The organism is Sphingobacteriales bacterium (genome assembly GCA_012517435.1).
Lineage (GTDB): Bacteria > Bacteroidota > Bacteroidia > CAILMK01 > JAAYUY01 > JAAYUY01.
Genome location: JAAYUY010000069.1, coordinates 16,539 through 33,111 on the forward strand (window position 1 = coordinate 16,539; position 16,573 = coordinate 33,111).

Consider the following 16,573-nt stretch of genomic DNA (forward strand, 5'->3'; position numbering starts at 1 on the left):
TTGATCAGGAAAAATCAGTTCACTTCAATTACCTTCAAAGATAATGATTCTGTATCAAATATCACAAAACCATTAACTCTGTTATTTCCTCTGGCAATAGCAGGGCATGAAACAGAATATATCTGATTATCAAGAAAATATTCTCCAAAAGACATAAACTGGTAACTTTTTCGGAAACACAATTCAATCCCCTGAACATGACCATGCCCGAAAAAACTAATCCGGCAGTTTTTCTCTTTCATGAACGCAAAATGTTGTTTTAAATCAAGATAACCCGATGGGAAAAACGTAGTAGATCCTGAAGGATCAGGGAAACAGGAGTGTGAAAATAAAATATCTCCATGGGCGCTATTGAATACATGATATTCAGGTAATAAACGAATAAATTCTTTTTCAGCTGAATCTAAAAGTGACAAAAGTTCATTGTCTTCATAAAGCCAGACTTTATTTTCAGCCAGTTTTTTCCTTTCACTGAAATCCAGCTCATACCAGTTTTCCGGAAAGTTAAAAATAGTCTGATGCGTGGGAATTTTTCTGACAGCATATAAATCATGATTCCCGGCAAGCAAAACTGTACAATTAGATTTAATCAGGTTGAGACATTCAGAGGCATTTCTTGATGAAAAATAGGAAAAAGCCGGAATATTGAATCCTGTAATATCTCCCAGGCATATTATTTCATCAACCGGATATTTTTCGATTTTCCTGAATGTTTTCTGAAGTGAAAGATAATCCTCATGAATATCTGAAATAATTGCTAAAATCATTGATTTTTATGGATTTAAAAGAAATAGAATGCTCCGAGGAGTACCCTTGCATTGGCAACCGGATCAGAATTAGTTACTTGTCCCCTGCTATTATTTTCACTGATTTTTCCGTAAGCGGCAACGGTATATTCCACTTCACCAGCCAGACGCAATTTACCTGAATTAAATACAATCCGTGGGGAAATCCTGTAGAAATAATCAATATCTGCTCCGCGGGCAAAATAGGACGAGGAACTCTGCCAGTTATAAATATTCTGCAGGGAACCTAAATTTTTACAATAACCGCCAAATATGCCATATTGCCATTTTTTTCCGTTGGTCATCAATTCCGACCAGAATGATAAAGCATCCAAGGTTGTATATTCAAACAATCCTTTATTAATAATGTTGGTATCATCGGTAAATTTATAGGCATATCCTCCGGTCATGGTCAGATCATAGAGATTCTGTCCGTAAGTTCCTTCCAGTTTGAAAGTTATATCCTTCAATTTCATTTTAAAATAAGCGTTGTATGCAAAAGCCAAGACTTTTTGGGTGGTTTGATAATTTTGGGTGCTGGCCAGTCTTGGCAATAACACCTGATAGTTTACAGAAGCACCGGTTAGCAACTCTGTATTTTTATCAGTATTTTTACTGATTCTCTGTATTTTAAAGTTCAGCTCAGGTATTGTAGAATTTCTCAGCACTGAATTACCGCCAAAACTTGAAAAATCTCTTTGCGTAAATACTGTTTCAATTAATTGAATTTTCCCGAATTCCTGCAAATACCTGATTTGTGGATTTCTGGAAAAAGCATGAAAAGGAGCACCGGTATTAAAAGACAACACTTCCGGAAAACTTTCAGTTATAAACATGGGGTGCCAGTATTGTCCGATCAGCAACTCCTTTTTTCCCCAATTCATTTTAATCCATGCATGCCTGAGCCGGAAACCATTGATGTCGGCATCAGAATGACCAAAAAACTCACCTTCCATATAAGCTGATGTTTTTGCCTTTAACGCATCTGGCCCGCTAATAGAACCTGCAAGACGGGTTTGTATGGCGAGAATATTAAAATTCGGAACAGCATTCACATCATTACCTTCCTGGTCTAATTTAACTGCTGCCGGATAAAGAAGGAAATGCCCTTCCCGAAGGTTAACTGTCTGTCGGCTGTCAAAAATAATATCAGTTTTAACAAATCCGGAAAATTTAATTCCGAAATCACCATTTTGTGCTTTCACCATAATAAAGCATAGTAAAAACAGTGTGAGTAAATGTGCTTTTTTCATCATTATTTTTAAATTTTATTCAGTTTATTTTCTAACAAAAGTATTACTTTTGCGCATTAAAGCAAGTTATGAAAATTTTATTTTTTTTACTTTTTACTTCTTTGTTTATCTTCAACTCAGGATTAACTTTTTCAGCAATATTAACAAATGATGAAAATATCGGAAATGATTTTAATCATAAAATAACCCTGTTCAATCCCAGGCTTTCACCACCTGATTCTTTTGAACTCGGAAAGTTGGATGCAAAAAGCTTTTATCACGATCTAAGTCCATTTACTATTTGTTTCACAACAGGGTTTTTTGCCCCTCCAATCGGATTTGCAACAGCTTTAGGAATGTCTTTTACAAAGCCTGAAATTTACAATCTTGGTATTCCTTACGATAAAAGAACAAATATTCTGAGTAAAAAATACATGGAAGGTTATCTTAAAACTGCTCAAAAACAAAAAGCCATACGTTCATGGGCAGGATTTGTCACAGGAACTGTTTTTCTGGTAGGCGGTCTCAGGATGTTTGGTTATACTCCAAAATTTATTTTTAGCAGATGAACATCATTGACACATCAAAACCCTTCACTTTTGACCGGACTGTCAGAATCATCATTACCGCATTAATTATCTATTCCATCATTTGGGTTTTAGGCTATCTGAGTGATGTACTCACCCCATTTGCCATTGCTGTTATTATAGCATATTTGTTAAATCCGTTTACAACATGGGTTCAGAAGTATGTCAAAATCAGGGTTTTGGCTGTCCTTATTACATTTATTGTCGTTATTTCATTCATTACAGCCCTGCTTTGGTTAATTATTCCCATCGTTTCCAAAGAAGTGAGAATGATGGTTGATTTAGTTTACAACTATCTTTATGATATTGATTTTCAGAAAAAAGTAAGTGAGCAAATTCCTGCTCCCATCTACAAGTTATTTGAAGAATCGCTAAACACAGATAAGCTCAAGGAAATTTTATCTGACAAAAAGCTTTCTGACAATATTATACCTTTACTTCAGAAAATTTTACCCGGTATCTGGGGAATTATCACGAGCACAGCAACCATCTTTGCCTCATTAGCCGGCTTTGTTATCGTTTTCCTTTATCTGGTTTTTGTGTTGAAAGATTATGAAAAATTCAGAACCGGATGGCAGGAACTTATTCCTGAAAGGTTCAGATCTCATATGATCGGTTTTGTCAGGGATTTTGAATCTATCATGAGCAAATATTTCAGAAATCAGGCACTGATTGCTTTTATTGTAGGAATTTTATTCAGCATTGGTTTTGTCATCATTAAGCTCCCGCTGGGAATTATTTTAGGCCTTTTTATCGGACTGCTGAACATGGTTCCATACCTTCAAACCATTGGAATTATCCCATGTGCATTCTCCGTATTACTTTATACTCTGAGCGGTGATGGCAACATCTGGATTATGACCGGAAAAGTTACCGCTGTATTTGTAATTACACAATCCATTCAGGACTATATTCTTACCCCAAAAATTATGGGAAAAGTTACTGGTTTTAATCCTGCCATCATCGTATTATCTCTGACTATCTGGGGAAAACTACTTGGTTTTCTTGGCCTTGTGATTGCCTTACCCCTAACCTATCTGATTCTGGCATACTACAAACGTTTTATTTTAAATGAACAAATAGAACAAAGTCCTGTAGAAACTGAAAGCCCGGGAGTTTGACAAATATTCTTTAGTAAATTGTATTTTTGCACTTTATTTTAATCAGAAATGCCAAAGACAAAATATCGTTTTAACCCGGAACTGCTTATTTTTGAAAAACACAGGTTATCTTTCTGGGGAATAGTTTTTCGTGTAGTTGGGATTTCTTTTACCATAATTGCACTTGCTTTTGTTTTCAATCTTCTGACCTCTTCCCTGTTGTCAACACCAAAAGAAAGAATACTATTACGTGAATTGGAAAACACCCGTCAACAATATAAAATTCTGAATGAACAACTTGATCTGCTTGAAAAAGTTGTCAATGACCTTGAATACAGAGATGAAAACATTTACAGGACACTTTTTGAGGCCGAGCCCATTCCGTCAAGCGTCAGAAATGCCGGATACGGAGGAGTGGAAAAATATAAACGACTGGAAGGATATTCCAATTCAAAAATGATGATTGAAACCACCAAGAAAGTGGACAGGCTTTCAAAAAAGTTGTATATTCTGAGCAAATCGTATGACGAAATTGCCAAACTGGCTGAAAATAAAGAAGATATGCTTGCTTCCATTCCAGCCATTCAGCCTGTAAAAGTTTCTAAAAAGATCAGCATCTCGTCAGGTTTTGGCTATCGTTTTCATCCCATTTACAAGGTTCGTAAATTTCACGAAGGACTTGACTTTATCGGGCCTGTCGGGACACCCATTTTCGCAACCGGCAACGGAACAGTTATTAAAACTGAAAGAACGCGTTCAGGATATGGTAATGTGGTAATTATCAACCATGGATACGGTTATCAAACCATTTACGCTCACCTCCATACCATTACTGTCAGACAAGGGCAGAAAGTTAAACGGGGAGAGCAAATCGGTACCATGGGCAGTACCGGCCTTAGCACTGCTCCTCATTTGCATTACGAAGTAATTTTAGGTAAAACAAAGCTAAACCCTGTATTTTTCTTTTATAATGACCTGACACCTGACGAATTTGAAGAAATTCTCAGGCAGGCAGAACAGGCAAATCAGACATTAGATTAAAAATATGATTGAAGAAAAATTATATTACTCTATTGGTGAAGTAGCTGAATTACTTAATGTAAATCAATCACTTATACGTTTCTGGGAAAAAGAATTCAGTGATTTTCTCAAAACAAAGAAAAACAGAAATGGTAAAAGAATGTTTACTTCAAAAGAAATTCAGACACTTCGTGAAATATATTATCTGACAAAGAACAAAGGTTTTACCCTGCAAGGCGCCCGGAACTTTCTTCAGCAAAACAAGAAAAAGCTTGAAAAAGAAATAGTTATTGAAGATACCCTGCAAAAAATGAAAACCTTTTTACTTGATTTAAACAAGATTTTAGACAGTAATGACTAAGAAAATTCCATTTTTATATAAATTAGGCAGGTTGTGGATGAAATTTAAATTTCCGCAATATAAAAATCCTGAGCCTATCGATTTTGAAAGTGCAAAGACATTCGGAATTATTTACAGCCGCGATAATTTGTTAACAGAAACAACAATAGACAATCTTTTTGAGCTGTTAAAGAAAAACAGAAAAATTGTTTTTTCCCTTGAATACATTTCCAAAAATACGGATGACAATTACAAACTCAAAGAAAAAAACCATTTTTCGCTTCGCAATTCTGACATCAATATGCTTGGATTACCCAAGAAGTTTATTCGTGAAAATTTCTGTTCCAATCAATTTGACATTTTACTGAATCTTTCAATGGAAGAAGAGATATTCATACACAACATTGCAGAAATATGCCAAAGTAAAATTAAAGCAGGTTTTTCAACCGATCATGATGCCAGATACGATATGTTAATTGACACCTCACAAACAAAGGATTTCAAACAACTTGTTGATACGGTTATCGATTTTCTTGAAAAAATTAAAAAATACTGATATGAAATTTAAAGGACTTGGTGTTGCTGTAATTACACCTTTTACCAAATCTCTTGATGTTGATATTGTAGCATTTGAAAACATTATTCACCAACTGATTTCAAATGGAGCAGATTATCTGGTTTTACTCGGAACCACAGCCGAAACTCCTACGCTTAGTCCTGCTGAAAAACGACAACTGCTGTCCTCAGCTATTAAAATTAATGCCGGTAAAAAACCTGTAGTAGCCGGAATTGGGGGAAATAACACCCTTAAAATCATTGAAGAAATAAAAAGCTTTGATTTTACTGGTATTGACGGGATTTTATCTGTAGTGCCATACTACAACAAACCCAATCAGAAAGGTATTTACAATCATTTTAAAACAATAGCCGAAGCATGCCCTGTTCCCATTATTTTGTACAACATTCCCGGACGAACCGGTGTTAATATGACCGCTGAAACAACCCTTAAACTGGCTAATGATTTTAAAAACATTCAGGGGGTTAAGGAAGCATCAGGTAATCTCGATCAGATCATGGAAATTATAAAAAACAAACCTGAAAACTTTGCTGTCATTTCAGGAGATGATAATCTGACACTCCCCTTGATTGCGTTAGGAGCCGATGGGGTCATTTCAGTAATCGGAAATGCCTTTCCCGACAAATTATCGAAAATGATTTCAATATTCCCGTCCCATCCGGATAAAGCCGCCCTGATTCATTATGAACTCATGGATTTCATCAAATATCTGTTTGTTGAAGGAAATCCGGCAGGCATCAAAGGGCTAATGTCGCTGATGGGATATTGCGAAAAAACGGTAAGGCCACCATTGTACGAATTAAGTGATGATGTTATTCATAAGTTTCTCGAATTATTACAATCATAATCACCTGTTAATCAGGCTAATAATCTGATAACTAAAATGGCATGGGAGGTTCGTCCTCATCTTCCTGGTCCGGAAGATCATGGTTTGCTTTTGAAGGCAGAACAAAGGTGCCATTCTGAGGCAGGCCAAGATTATAATCAAGGTCTGAAAATTTTGCAAAAGAATCAATAAATCTAAGCCGGATAGCATCTCTGACCTGACCATGCCTGTTTTTGGCCAGATTAATTTCGGCAACTCCTTTCGTAGGCAGGTGGTCATCATCCTCATAAATCTTGTAATACTCCGGACGATAAATAAACAAAACCTGGTCGGCATCCTGCTCAATAGAGCCTGATTCACGCAAGTCGCTAAGCATGGGTTTTTTAGTCCCTGATCTTTTTTCAACCTCACGGCTTAACTGCGAAAGCGCAATGACCGGTACATCAAGGTCTTTAGCCATTGCTTTCAGTGCTCTTGAAATAGAGCTGATTTCCTGTTCCCTGTTGACATTTTTACGATTATCGATATGAGAGTTCATCAACTGCAGATAGTCAATAATGACCATATCGATGCCGTACTGCGATTTCATTCTCCGGCATTTTGCCCTCAGTTCAAATACATTTATTCCCGGGGTGTCGTCAATAAATATTTTTGCATTTGCCAGCTTTGAAATTTTTGCATGAAGCTGCTCCCACTCGTGCTCAGCCAAATCACCACTCCTCAGTTTTTCAGAACGTATTTCAGCTTCAGCCGAAATCAAACGGTTAACCAGCTGAGTGGCCGACATTTCAAGTGAAAAAATGGCAACGGATTTCTCAAAATCAACAGCGGCATTCCGGGCCATCGATAAGACAAATGAAGTTTTACCCATACCGGGACGCGAAGCAATAATGATCAGGTCGCTTTTCTGCCAGCCAAGTGTGATCTTGTCCAACTCAATAAATCCGGACGGCACGCCTGAAGTCCCTGTTTTTTCCCTGTTTTTTGAAATATTCTCAATTTCTTCAATGCTTTTTGTAATCAAGGTACTCATGGGCAGATAGCTTCCCTTCAGATTACCCTGGGAAATATTAAATATTTCACGTTCAGTCTGGTCAAGCAAATCAAACACATCTGTCTGATCATCATAGGCCATAACCTGTACCTGCGTTGAAATCCTGATCAGTTCCCTTAAAAGGAATTTTTCGACAAGTATTCTGGAATGGTATTCAATATTAGCAGAAGAGCCAACCCTATTGGTCAACTCACTGATATAAAAAGCTCCACCCACAGCCTCTAACTTCCCTTCAGACCTTAATTCATTAGTAACTGTAAGAATATCAATCGGTTTCGTATTATTGTAGAGGTTCAGGATGGCATTAAAAATTATTTTATGTTCCTCACGGTAAAAAACATCAGCATGGAGAAAATCAACTACTTCCGTCAGGGCATCTTTTTCGAGCATAATTGCACCCAAAACAGCTTCTTCGATATCGACAGCCTGAGGCGGTATTCTGCCGTACTCCAGTTGCTGTGAAGCCACCTGTTGTATCTTTGCCCTGATACTTGTAAGCCTTTCTGAAAACGATTCTGTCTTCTTTTCCATAAAAACTGCTTTGTTTTCCTCTTTCCCGCTATTGAATTTTGACGCTAAGGTAAACGGGTCAGTTTTACCGTAAAAATATCGTATTTAAACCAATTATCAATTCACAGGCTGAAAGTTTTCTGTGAATATTTTGTTGATATTTTTTTTAATTCTGCCACTAACAATTCAAAACTGACTTTTTTATCCACATTCCACTTTAATTCAATCTCCTCCTGCCCTGATAATTTTTTAACAATTAATTTTGGCATGCCCATTATCCAAAATCAGGCAAGTTTTCTTTTTCGGAAACTTTTTTTAAACATTTTTTTCTGAATAATTTTTACTTATATATTACTGATAATCTGTCATTTATATTAAATCAACTGAGTTTGAAACCATTATGATTTTTCATTTAAAGCCAAAGGTAAAACCAGCTCAAACAAGCAAAATAAATTATTCTTATTTTTTATAATACACTGAGAACAAACTACATACAAACAACTAACTGTAAACCAGAATATAGAATGTAAAATATTATATTACAGTTACTTAATGACCCGAGGGAGCTTCGAGGAAAGAACCTTTGTCTTCTACAATTTTCTTCAGAAACCACTCAGGATAACCGGGCTGTGAAGGGCTTACCGGCATACCATAGCCATTGGTTTCAAATTGTCCGTCTTTTTCTTTCTTGATATTGCCATCATGGTATTTAACAATCAGATACTGAAAAAGCTGTTTCCAACGCTCCACAACAGCCTGCCCCGTGTTAACAGAATAATCAGTCAGAAACTGACGAGCAAGCTCAGGGTTTTTATCATAAAGGTTTTTTGCCGCCAGATCAATAGCCGGCATATAACTCACAAACTTGTCTTCAAGTTCCTTCTGAACTTTTCTGACATCTTCAATCATGTAGCTGTATCGCAGATAGGTAAAATTGGAAACCATGGTAAATACCCAAAAAGCGGCATCATTGCTGAATTGGAGCATGTTGCCGTTACCTTCGGCATAAGCAGGAGGCACCTTATTGATTCCGCAATACATTGGAGAAAAAACAGTTGTATTGGCATCATCGACACCAAACCAGAAAATACCGCCAATCGGATCGGGAAGCCAGTTGCGTGCCTGTGCAACAAAAACGAAACCTGTCTGTTGAGTTGCCGTTGCTCTTTCATTGCAGTAAGTTTTTTCATCAACCTTCCATGTCAGCGGACGCCAGCGGTAAGGTAATCCCCAGGGGCCTGCACCTATATCTTTGGTCATATCGAATGCAGTGCCTTCCAGATGATCACGCATGAAAAACATCATATCCTGTACGGTAATTTTTCTTTTTGGCTTGATATACAGGGGCATACGTCCGACTACCTTGCCATTTTCAATTTTAATATGACCGCTGACATAATCCTGATATTTATCCATTCCATCGGCAATATGGTTGAAAAATGCCCAAACCCTGATGTCACAAAAACGAGCTCCGCCAAAATCCGGCTGAGCATAGGCATCTGAAAAACTGAATTCCTTGTCGGGTCCTGTGTACCAGCCTTTTTCTCTGGCAAAAGAAATTACCTCTTTATCGTACAGACAGTTTTCAGGATCATTCAACGGAAAAGTGGTTATTCTGGACTGATTGGCATGTCCGCTCACATAACCATCTGGTATTCTGACAGCTACCCACAAAGCGCCTTTTTTACCCTTTCCTTTTCCTAACATTTCAAGTATCCAGCATTCATTTTTATCGGCAATGGAGAATGATTCGCCTGAACTGTAATAACCATATTCATCCACCAGGCTTGTCATCACCTGAATGGCTTCACGGGCTGTCTTTGCTCTTTGTAAAGCAAGGTAGATTAATGAACCATAGTCAATAATTCCTTCAGGATTCACCAATTCTTCTCTACCCCCGAAAGTGGTTTCTCCAATTGAAACCTGATATTCATTCATGTTGCCAACAACGGAATAAGTATGTCTTACTTGTTTGATTTCTCCCAAAAACTTACCACTGTCCCATTCGTATATTCTCATCATGGCATTTTCGGGATAATCTCTTGCCGGTTTATAGTACAACTCGCCATAAAGAACGTGCGAATCGGCAGAATAGGTAATAAAAGTTGAACCATCAGCAGAAGCACCTCTTGTAACAATATAATTGGTGCATGCATCAGAAATCAAGCTGACAAATAAGGTAAAGAGTAAAAACAAGCTTATTTTACGTTTCATATCAATGATTTTTAATAAGTTTTAGACGGGCAAAAATAAATTAAGAAGGCCAATGAAAGCCAGTTCCTCACAAAAATTTATTAAAATCTGAATGCTGTGAATAAAAGCATTTGCCGGAAGCATAACAGCCGGATAATTTTGCATCAAAAAAGACCAGTGGAAAAAGCTGATATACTTATACTTAATGAATTATTCTACAGGCACTTCGATCAAATCGCAAAGGAAACTTTAAAACTGCCTGCTTCAGGATCGGTAAGGGAATATTACCGGTTAAAGTCAGGCAATTCAACGGCTATAGGTGCATTCAACAAAGATATCAGGGAAAACATGGCATTTTTTACCCTTACACGTCATTTCAGATGGCTCGGATTAAATGTCCCTGATATTTTTGAAGTAGAAACCGACCAAAAGCATTATCTTCTGCAGGATTTAGGCGACACAACACTTTTCAGCTATTTACAGGAAGCCGGATCTGAAGATAAAATAAGCGAAAAATATTTTTCAGCAGTTGAAAACCTGCTTGACTTTCAGTTTATCGGCCATCGCGGACTTGATTACAATATCTGTTACCCACGCAAAGCCTTTGATAAGCAATCCATGATGTGGGACCTGAACTATTTCAAGCATTATTTTATTCGCCTTGCAGGTGTAACTTTTGATGAACAGGCACTTGAAAATGACTTCCACACTTTTACCAACTTCCTTATGCAAGCCGGAACCGACAATTTTATGTTTCGTGATTTTCAGTCAAGAAACATTATGGTTTTCGGAGAAAAACTTTATTTTATTGATTACCAGGGAGGAAGGCGTGGCCCACTTCAATACGATCTGGCCTCTCTCCTGTTTGATGCAAAAGCTAACCTGTCGCCTGAGTTCAGGTTGAAGGTGATGGAACATTACATCGAAACGGGGAAAAAACAATTTGGTATCAATCCGGAAATTTTCAATAAGTTTTTTTATCCTATTGTGTTGATCCGCATCATGCAGGCTTTCGGGGCTTATGGATACAGAGGCTTTTTTGAAAGAAAAACACATTTTCTCCAAAGTATTCCTTTTGCCCTGAAAAATCTTGAATGGATTTTTGACCATTACAGGCCTGAGCTACATCTGCCTGAACTGTACAGAGTTTTTGAACAGATACTTGTCAGTAAAACCCTCAGCGAGCTTAGTTTTACACCAGCCAGTGGGTTGACAGTTTCCATCAACAGTTTCAGCTATAAAAAGAGCTATCCGCTCGATAACAGCGGAAATGGCGGTGGTTTTGTCTTTGACTGCCGCTTTTTACCCAATCCCGGACGCTTTGCAGAATATGCAGAATTGAATGGAAAAGACCCGAGAGTCATTGCCTTTCTTGAATCAAAGCAAGAGACCAACGAATTCCTGAAAAATGTGTTTGCCATTACTGATGCTGCTATTTCAAATTACCTTGAAAGGAAATTTTATCACCTCATGATTTCTTTTGGATGTACGGGTGGTCAACACCGCTCAGTCTATTTTGCCGAAAAGCTGGCCCAAAGATATGCCGGTATGCAGGGCGTTAACGTCAGGGTCAAACATTTTGAACTTGACAAATCATGAAAAAAGCGATGATTCTGGCAGCAGGCAAAGGCACAAGGTTAAAACCTTTCACCGATACCATGCCCAAAGCACTATTTCCTCTTAATGGAACACCAATCTTAGAAATTGTAATTCAAAGACTTATAAAATACGGTTTTAAAGACATCATTATCAATGTTCATCATTTTGCCGAAAAAATTGAAGAATTCTTACAAATTAACAACAATTTTGACATCAACATCACTTTCTCCCATGAGGAAAATCTTCTTGAAACAGGAGGCGGCTTAAAAAAAGCTTCCTGGTTTTTTGAAAAAAGCGGCTATTTTCTGGTTCACAATGTTGACATCATCTCTGATCTGAATTTAGAAGAGTTTTTTACTTATTCAGTTGAAAATCAAAGTATTGCAACATTAGCTGTTTCAGAACGGGATTCTTCGCGTTATTTTTTATTTGACTCAGAGATGAATTTAAAAGGTTGGCGAAACACAAAGACTGGCGAAACCATCATTTATGAAAATTCCGCACTTCGGCCTTATGCTTTCAGTGGCATTCAGGTCTTGTCCGATTCTATTTTTCAGTTTTTCCCCGAAAAAGATGTTTTCTCCCTCACGGAACTATATTTAACAGTCTGCGGTCGGCAGCAAGTCAGGGGATATCTGCATAGTGCAGGAAACTGGATGGATGTCGGTAAAACGGTCAGCGGATAAATTTTAATATTCCTAATCATTCACATAATGGGGAAAAATAACACAAGAGTAGGATATTTGCTTTTTTGAAAAAGTAATACATTTGATTTTTACTTAAAAACAATGGAGAGCGCAGAAATAAATAATTTGCAAAAAATTGCCACCCAGGTCAGAAGAGATATTATCAGAATGACCAACCATGCGAAATCAGGACATCCGGGCGGGGCACTCGGAGCAGCTGACTTACTTACCGTTCTGTTTTTTCATACCATGCATATCGACCCTGATAAATACACTGACACCGGAATAGGCGAAGATGTTTTTTTTCTTTCAAACGGCCACCTTTCTGCCCTGTTTTACAGCATTCTGGCCAGAAGAGGTTATTTCGATGTGGATGAACTTTCAACTTTCAGAAAGCTGAACAGCCGCCTTCAGGGGCACCCTGCTTCTGTCGATAATATCCCTGGTATCCGAATTTCAAGCGGTTCACTCGGACAAGGTTTAAGCGTTGCCATCGGACATGCTTTGGCAAAGAAACTCAACAACGACAATCATCTTGTTTATGTTTTATGCGGAGATGGTGAACTACAGGAAGGACAAAACTGGGAAGCTTTTATGTTCGCTGCTCATCATAAAGTTGACAATCTCATTGCCATTATTGATTTCAACAATAAACAAATTGACGGAAACGTTAGTGATGTCATGTCATTAGGTTCACTCGAAGATAAAATGAAAGCCTTTGGCTGGTACACCCTTAACATGGATGGACATTCCTATAAAGATATTATTGCCTCACTTCAGGTAGCTGGTCAGGTATCCGGACAGTCAAAACCTGTCTGCATCATCATGCACTCCGTCATGGGAAAGGGTGTTGATTTTATGGAAAACAACCATCATTGGCATGGAGTAGCTCCTGATGATGATCAAACTATTCGTGCACTCGCACAATTGCCTGAAACTTTAGGAGATTTTAAAATAATCTGAGATGAAACTAATCTCTAAAACGCTGATAATTTTATTATTACTAATAACAACTCAGTCAAATGTTTTTTCACAAAATCCAAAAACACGCATCCTTTTCCTGCTTGACGGATCAGGTAGCATGTGGGGATTATTTGAAAAAGAAGTAAAAATTGATGTTGCCAAACGACTTTTGACCAAACTTGTTGATAGTATTTCCCAAAATAAGGAGGTTGAAATGGCGCTAAGGGCTTACGGGCATGTCAGTCCAAAGGTAAAACAGGATTGTAAGGATACACGTCTGGAAGTACCTTTCGGCCCCGACAATAAGGATCAGATTATTGCCAGGCTTAAAGAAATCCGGCCAAAAGGAACGACACCAATTGCGTATTCTCTTTCAGTGGCAGCAAACGACTTCCCTCGTGCCAACAATGTCAGAAACATCATCATTTTGATTACTGATGGCATCGAAGAATGCGGAGGTGACCCTTGTCAGGTTTCCCTTTCACTTCAGAAGAGAGGCATCATGCTAAAACCTTTTATCATTGGGTTAGGCATCAATGAAGATTTGATCAGTCAGCTGGACTGTGCCGGAAATTTCTTTAATGCCACCGATGAAAATTCTTTTGAAAAAATCCTTAATGTGGTCATTTCCAATGCTTTAAACAACACTACAGCCCAGGTAAACCTGCTCGACAGTTATGGAAAAGCAACAGAAACCGATGTTGACATGACCTTTTACGAAAGCAAAAAAGGTATGATTATGTACAACTTCTATCATACCCTGAATGATGCCGGACTACCTGATACCCTTTTCATTGATCCTTTTATGAATTATAATCTTGTCGTTCATACACTTCCACCTGTTACAAAAGAAAATATATCTCTGAATCATGGCAAACATAATATCATTGCCGTGAATGCACCTCAGGGCTATTTAAATCTGGTGATAAAAGGAATTACTCAGTATAAGAACCTGATAGCAGTTGTTAAAAAAGCAGGCGGAACAGAAACGGTTTATGCACAGGAATTTAATACGTTACAAAAATATCTGGTCGGGAGGTATGATCTGGAGATTCTTAGCCTGCCGCGGATTTACGTTAAAGATGTTGAAATCAAGCAAAGTTCAACAACAACCATTGAAGTTGAGCAACCAGGTAAAATAGTTATTTATTCGTCAACTCCCATGATAGGATCCATTTTCAGGACTGTCAACGGAAAACTGGAATGGGTTACCAACCTTGACGACAAGCTTCTGACTCAGGTGCTGATCATGCAACCCGGCACCTATATTTTATCCTACCGCAGAAAAAATGCGCGTAGTACTTTCTACACCAATGACAAAGAGTTTGTGGTTTCATCAGGAACATCCCTCAGTATCAATTTAAAATAAGATGAAAGAATATCCAGTAATCAACATCAAATCAACCCGTGCCGGTTTTGGAGATGCCCTTTTCGAAGTTGGCATGAAGAATAAAGATATTGTTGCACTTTCAGCCGATTTGTCCGATTCCGTTAAAATGACCAAATTCAGGCAAGCTTTCCCTGAACGCTTCTTTCAGGTCGGAATAGCCGAAGCAAATATGATAGGTATAGCTGCAGGACTGGCTACCGGAGGAAAAATACCTTTTACAGGTACATTTGCCAATTTTTCAACTGGCCGGGTTTACGATCAGATCAGACAATCAGTGGCTTACAGCAAGAAAAATGTTAAAATATGTGCCTCCCATTCGGGACTGACAGTGGGTGAAGACGGAGCCACGCACCAGATTCTGGAAGACATCGGACTAATGAAAATGCTGCCCAATATGACGGTTATTAACACCTGCGATTACAATCAGACCAGGCAGGCCGTTCATGCGATTTCTGATTTTGATGGCCCGGTTTATCTTCGTTTCGGCAGACCTGATGTCCCTAACTTTATTCCTGATGATATGCCCTTTGAAATAGGGAAAGGAATAATTTTAAATGAAGGCACAGATATTACGGTTTTTGCTACCGGACATCTGGTATGGAAAGCCCTTGTGGCTTGTAAAATACTTGAAGAAAAAGGAATCAGCGCAGAAATCATAAATATTCATACCATAAAACCACTTGACAAAGAACTGATTCTGAATTCTGTACATAAGACACTCTGCGCCATCAGCGTTGAAGAACATCAGAAGTCAGGTGGAATGGGCGAAAGCATTGCCTCCTTGCTGTCTGCCGAATTGCCAGTATTTTTTGAGGTTGTCGGTGTTAATGATGTCTTTGGTGAAAGCGGTAAACCGGAAGAGCTTTTAACAAAATTTGGACTTTCTGAAAATCATATTGTTGAAGCTGCTTTAAAAATTTTGAAGAAAAAAACACATTAAACTTTCAGGTCTCTGTACGGTCATATTCAAAAAATGTTTTATAGATGTTCCTTTCTGATGAGGAAATTGTATTGTTGTTCCGGGATAAAAACCGGAGATCCTATGCTTTTACCCAATTACTTGAAAAATACAAAGAGAAAGTTTACTGGCTGATCAGGCGTATGGTACAAAATCATGAAGATGCCAATGACCTGACACAGGAGGTTTTTATTAAAATATGGAGAAAAATTGATGATTTCAGGGGAGAATCCAAACTTTTCACATGGATTTACAGAATTTCTGTGAATATGACCATCAGCTTTTTAAACAAAAGCAATACAAATCAATACTTACCTGATGCCGTTTTTGAAAACATTACTTCCTCTCAGGTGGATCATTCTCCTCAGGAAGATGGAGGTGAAATTCTGAAAAAACTTCATAATTGTGTGAAAAATCTACCTGAAAAACAACAACTTGTATTTCAGTTACGTTATTTTGAAGAGCTTAGTTATGAAGAAATCGCTGAAATCACCAATACTTCTGTCGGAGCATTGAAAGCCAATTATCATCACGCAGTTAAAAAAATTGAACATTATTTGTTCATTCCTGATTAAACGATTGAAAAAAATTTATGTCAAAAGAATATGAGCGACCCAAAAGACATACATAATGAGCTTAAACAGATTTCTCCCCGGCTGGCAGAAATTGATAAAAAGGAAAATTATGATGTGCCTGAAGGTTATTTTGACCAATTATCAGAGGAGATACTGAGAAAAACAGTTAAAAGCAACC

17 protein-coding genes are annotated in these 16,573 nt (G+C 37.8%); 13 read left to right on the top strand and 4 right to left on the bottom strand.

Going from position 1 to position 16,573, the window contains the following annotated elements; genetic code table 11:
- Positions 1-14 precede the first annotated feature (14 nt).
- Entirely contained in the window at positions 15-767 is a 753-nt protein-coding gene (locus tag GX437_03905) for a metallophosphoesterase family protein (protein NLJ06798.1), read from the bottom strand.
- A 14-nt stretch (positions 768-781) separates the two neighbouring features.
- Positions 782-2,041 carry a hypothetical protein gene (locus GX437_03910; protein NLJ06799.1) on the bottom strand — a complete coding sequence of 420 codons (1,260 nt, stop codon included), beginning with the start codon at positions 2,039-2,041 and terminating at the stop codon, positions 782-784.
- Between the two features lie 65 nt (positions 2,042-2,106).
- Here GX437_03910 and GX437_03915 point away from each other — a divergent pair, with 65 nt between their 5' ends.
- Genes GX437_03915 through GX437_03940 form a run of 6 tightly spaced genes read left to right on the top strand, consistent with a single transcriptional unit; the run spans position 2,107 to position 6,488 of the window.
- Positions 2,107-2,586 (top strand): hypothetical protein, encoded by a 480-nt coding sequence (locus tag GX437_03915; GenBank protein ID NLJ06800.1) that lies wholly within the window; start codon positions 2,107-2,109, stop codon positions 2,584-2,586.
- Complete coding sequence (locus GX437_03920) at positions 2,583-3,725, top strand: AI-2E family transporter (GenBank protein NLJ06801.1); 1,143 nt, start codon at positions 2,583-2,585, stop codon at positions 3,723-3,725. Before GX437_03915 ends, GX437_03920 begins: the two co-directional genes overlap by 4 nt.
- A gap of 48 nt (positions 3,726-3,773) precedes the next feature.
- On the top strand, positions 3,774-4,745 hold the full coding sequence (locus GX437_03925) for a M23 family metallopeptidase (GenBank protein NLJ06802.1): 972 nt from the start codon (positions 3,774-3,776) through the stop codon (positions 4,743-4,745).
- Positions 4,741-5,085 (top strand): MerR family transcriptional regulator, encoded by a 345-nt coding sequence (locus GX437_03930; protein NLJ06803.1) that lies wholly within the window; start codon positions 4,741-4,743, stop codon positions 5,083-5,085. Before GX437_03925 ends, GX437_03930 begins: the two co-directional genes overlap by 5 nt.
- Positions 5,078-5,620 carry a hypothetical protein gene (locus GX437_03935; GenBank protein ID NLJ06804.1) on the top strand — a complete coding sequence of 181 codons (543 nt, stop codon included), beginning with the start codon at positions 5,078-5,080 and terminating at the stop codon, positions 5,618-5,620. Before GX437_03930 ends, GX437_03935 begins: the two co-directional genes overlap by 8 nt.
- Position 5,621: 1 nt before the next feature.
- Complete coding sequence (locus GX437_03940; protein ID NLJ06805.1) at positions 5,622-6,488, top strand: 4-hydroxy-tetrahydrodipicolinate synthase; 867 nt, start codon at positions 5,622-5,624, stop codon at positions 6,486-6,488.
- 31 nt (positions 6,489-6,519) lie between these two features.
- On the opposite strand, the gene dnaB is transcribed toward GX437_03940, so the two are convergent.
- The gene (gene dnaB, locus GX437_03945) at positions 6,520-8,052 is read right to left on the bottom strand and encodes a replicative DNA helicase (protein ID NLJ06806.1); all 1,533 of its coding nucleotides are present in this window, start codon (positions 8,050-8,052) and stop codon (positions 6,520-6,522) included.
- A 528-nt stretch (positions 8,053-8,580) separates the two neighbouring features.
- Positions 8,581-10,245: a dipeptidase gene (locus tag GX437_03950; GenBank protein ID NLJ06807.1), complete on the bottom strand. Its 1,665-nt coding sequence runs from the start codon at positions 10,243-10,245 to the stop codon at positions 8,581-8,583.
- A gap of 171 nt (positions 10,246-10,416) precedes the next feature.
- Between GX437_03950 and GX437_03955 the strand changes: the two genes are divergently transcribed.
- The 7 genes from GX437_03955 to GX437_03985 all read left to right on the top strand — a co-directional run.
- Entirely contained in the window at positions 10,417-11,823 is a 1,407-nt protein-coding gene (locus GX437_03955) for a phosphotransferase (protein ID NLJ06808.1), read from the top strand.
- Positions 11,820-12,509, top strand: a complete 690-nt coding sequence (locus GX437_03960; protein NLJ06809.1) for a nucleotidyltransferase family protein — start codon at positions 11,820-11,822, stop codon at positions 12,507-12,509. Before GX437_03955 ends, GX437_03960 begins: the two co-directional genes overlap by 4 nt.
- A 102-nt stretch (positions 12,510-12,611) precedes the next feature.
- On the top strand, positions 12,612-13,472 hold the full coding sequence (locus GX437_03965) for a transketolase (protein ID NLJ06810.1): 861 nt from the start codon (positions 12,612-12,614) through the stop codon (positions 13,470-13,472).
- A 1-nt stretch (position 13,473) separates the two neighbouring features.
- On the top strand, positions 13,474-14,841 hold the full coding sequence (locus tag GX437_03970) for a VWA domain-containing protein (GenBank protein NLJ06811.1): 1,368 nt from the start codon (positions 13,474-13,476) through the stop codon (positions 14,839-14,841).
- Between the two features lies 1 nt (position 14,842).
- Positions 14,843-15,802 carry a transketolase family protein gene (locus GX437_03975; protein ID NLJ06812.1) on the top strand — a complete coding sequence of 320 codons (960 nt, stop codon included), beginning with the start codon at positions 14,843-14,845 and terminating at the stop codon, positions 15,800-15,802.
- Between the two features lie 44 nt (positions 15,803-15,846).
- Positions 15,847-16,395 (top strand): RNA polymerase sigma factor, encoded by a 549-nt coding sequence (locus tag GX437_03980; protein NLJ06813.1) that lies wholly within the window; start codon positions 15,847-15,849, stop codon positions 16,393-16,395.
- 30 nt (positions 16,396-16,425) lie between these two features.
- Positions 16,426-16,573 (top strand): hypothetical protein (locus GX437_03985; GenBank protein ID NLJ06814.1); only part of this gene is annotated, 148 nt, incomplete at its 3' end.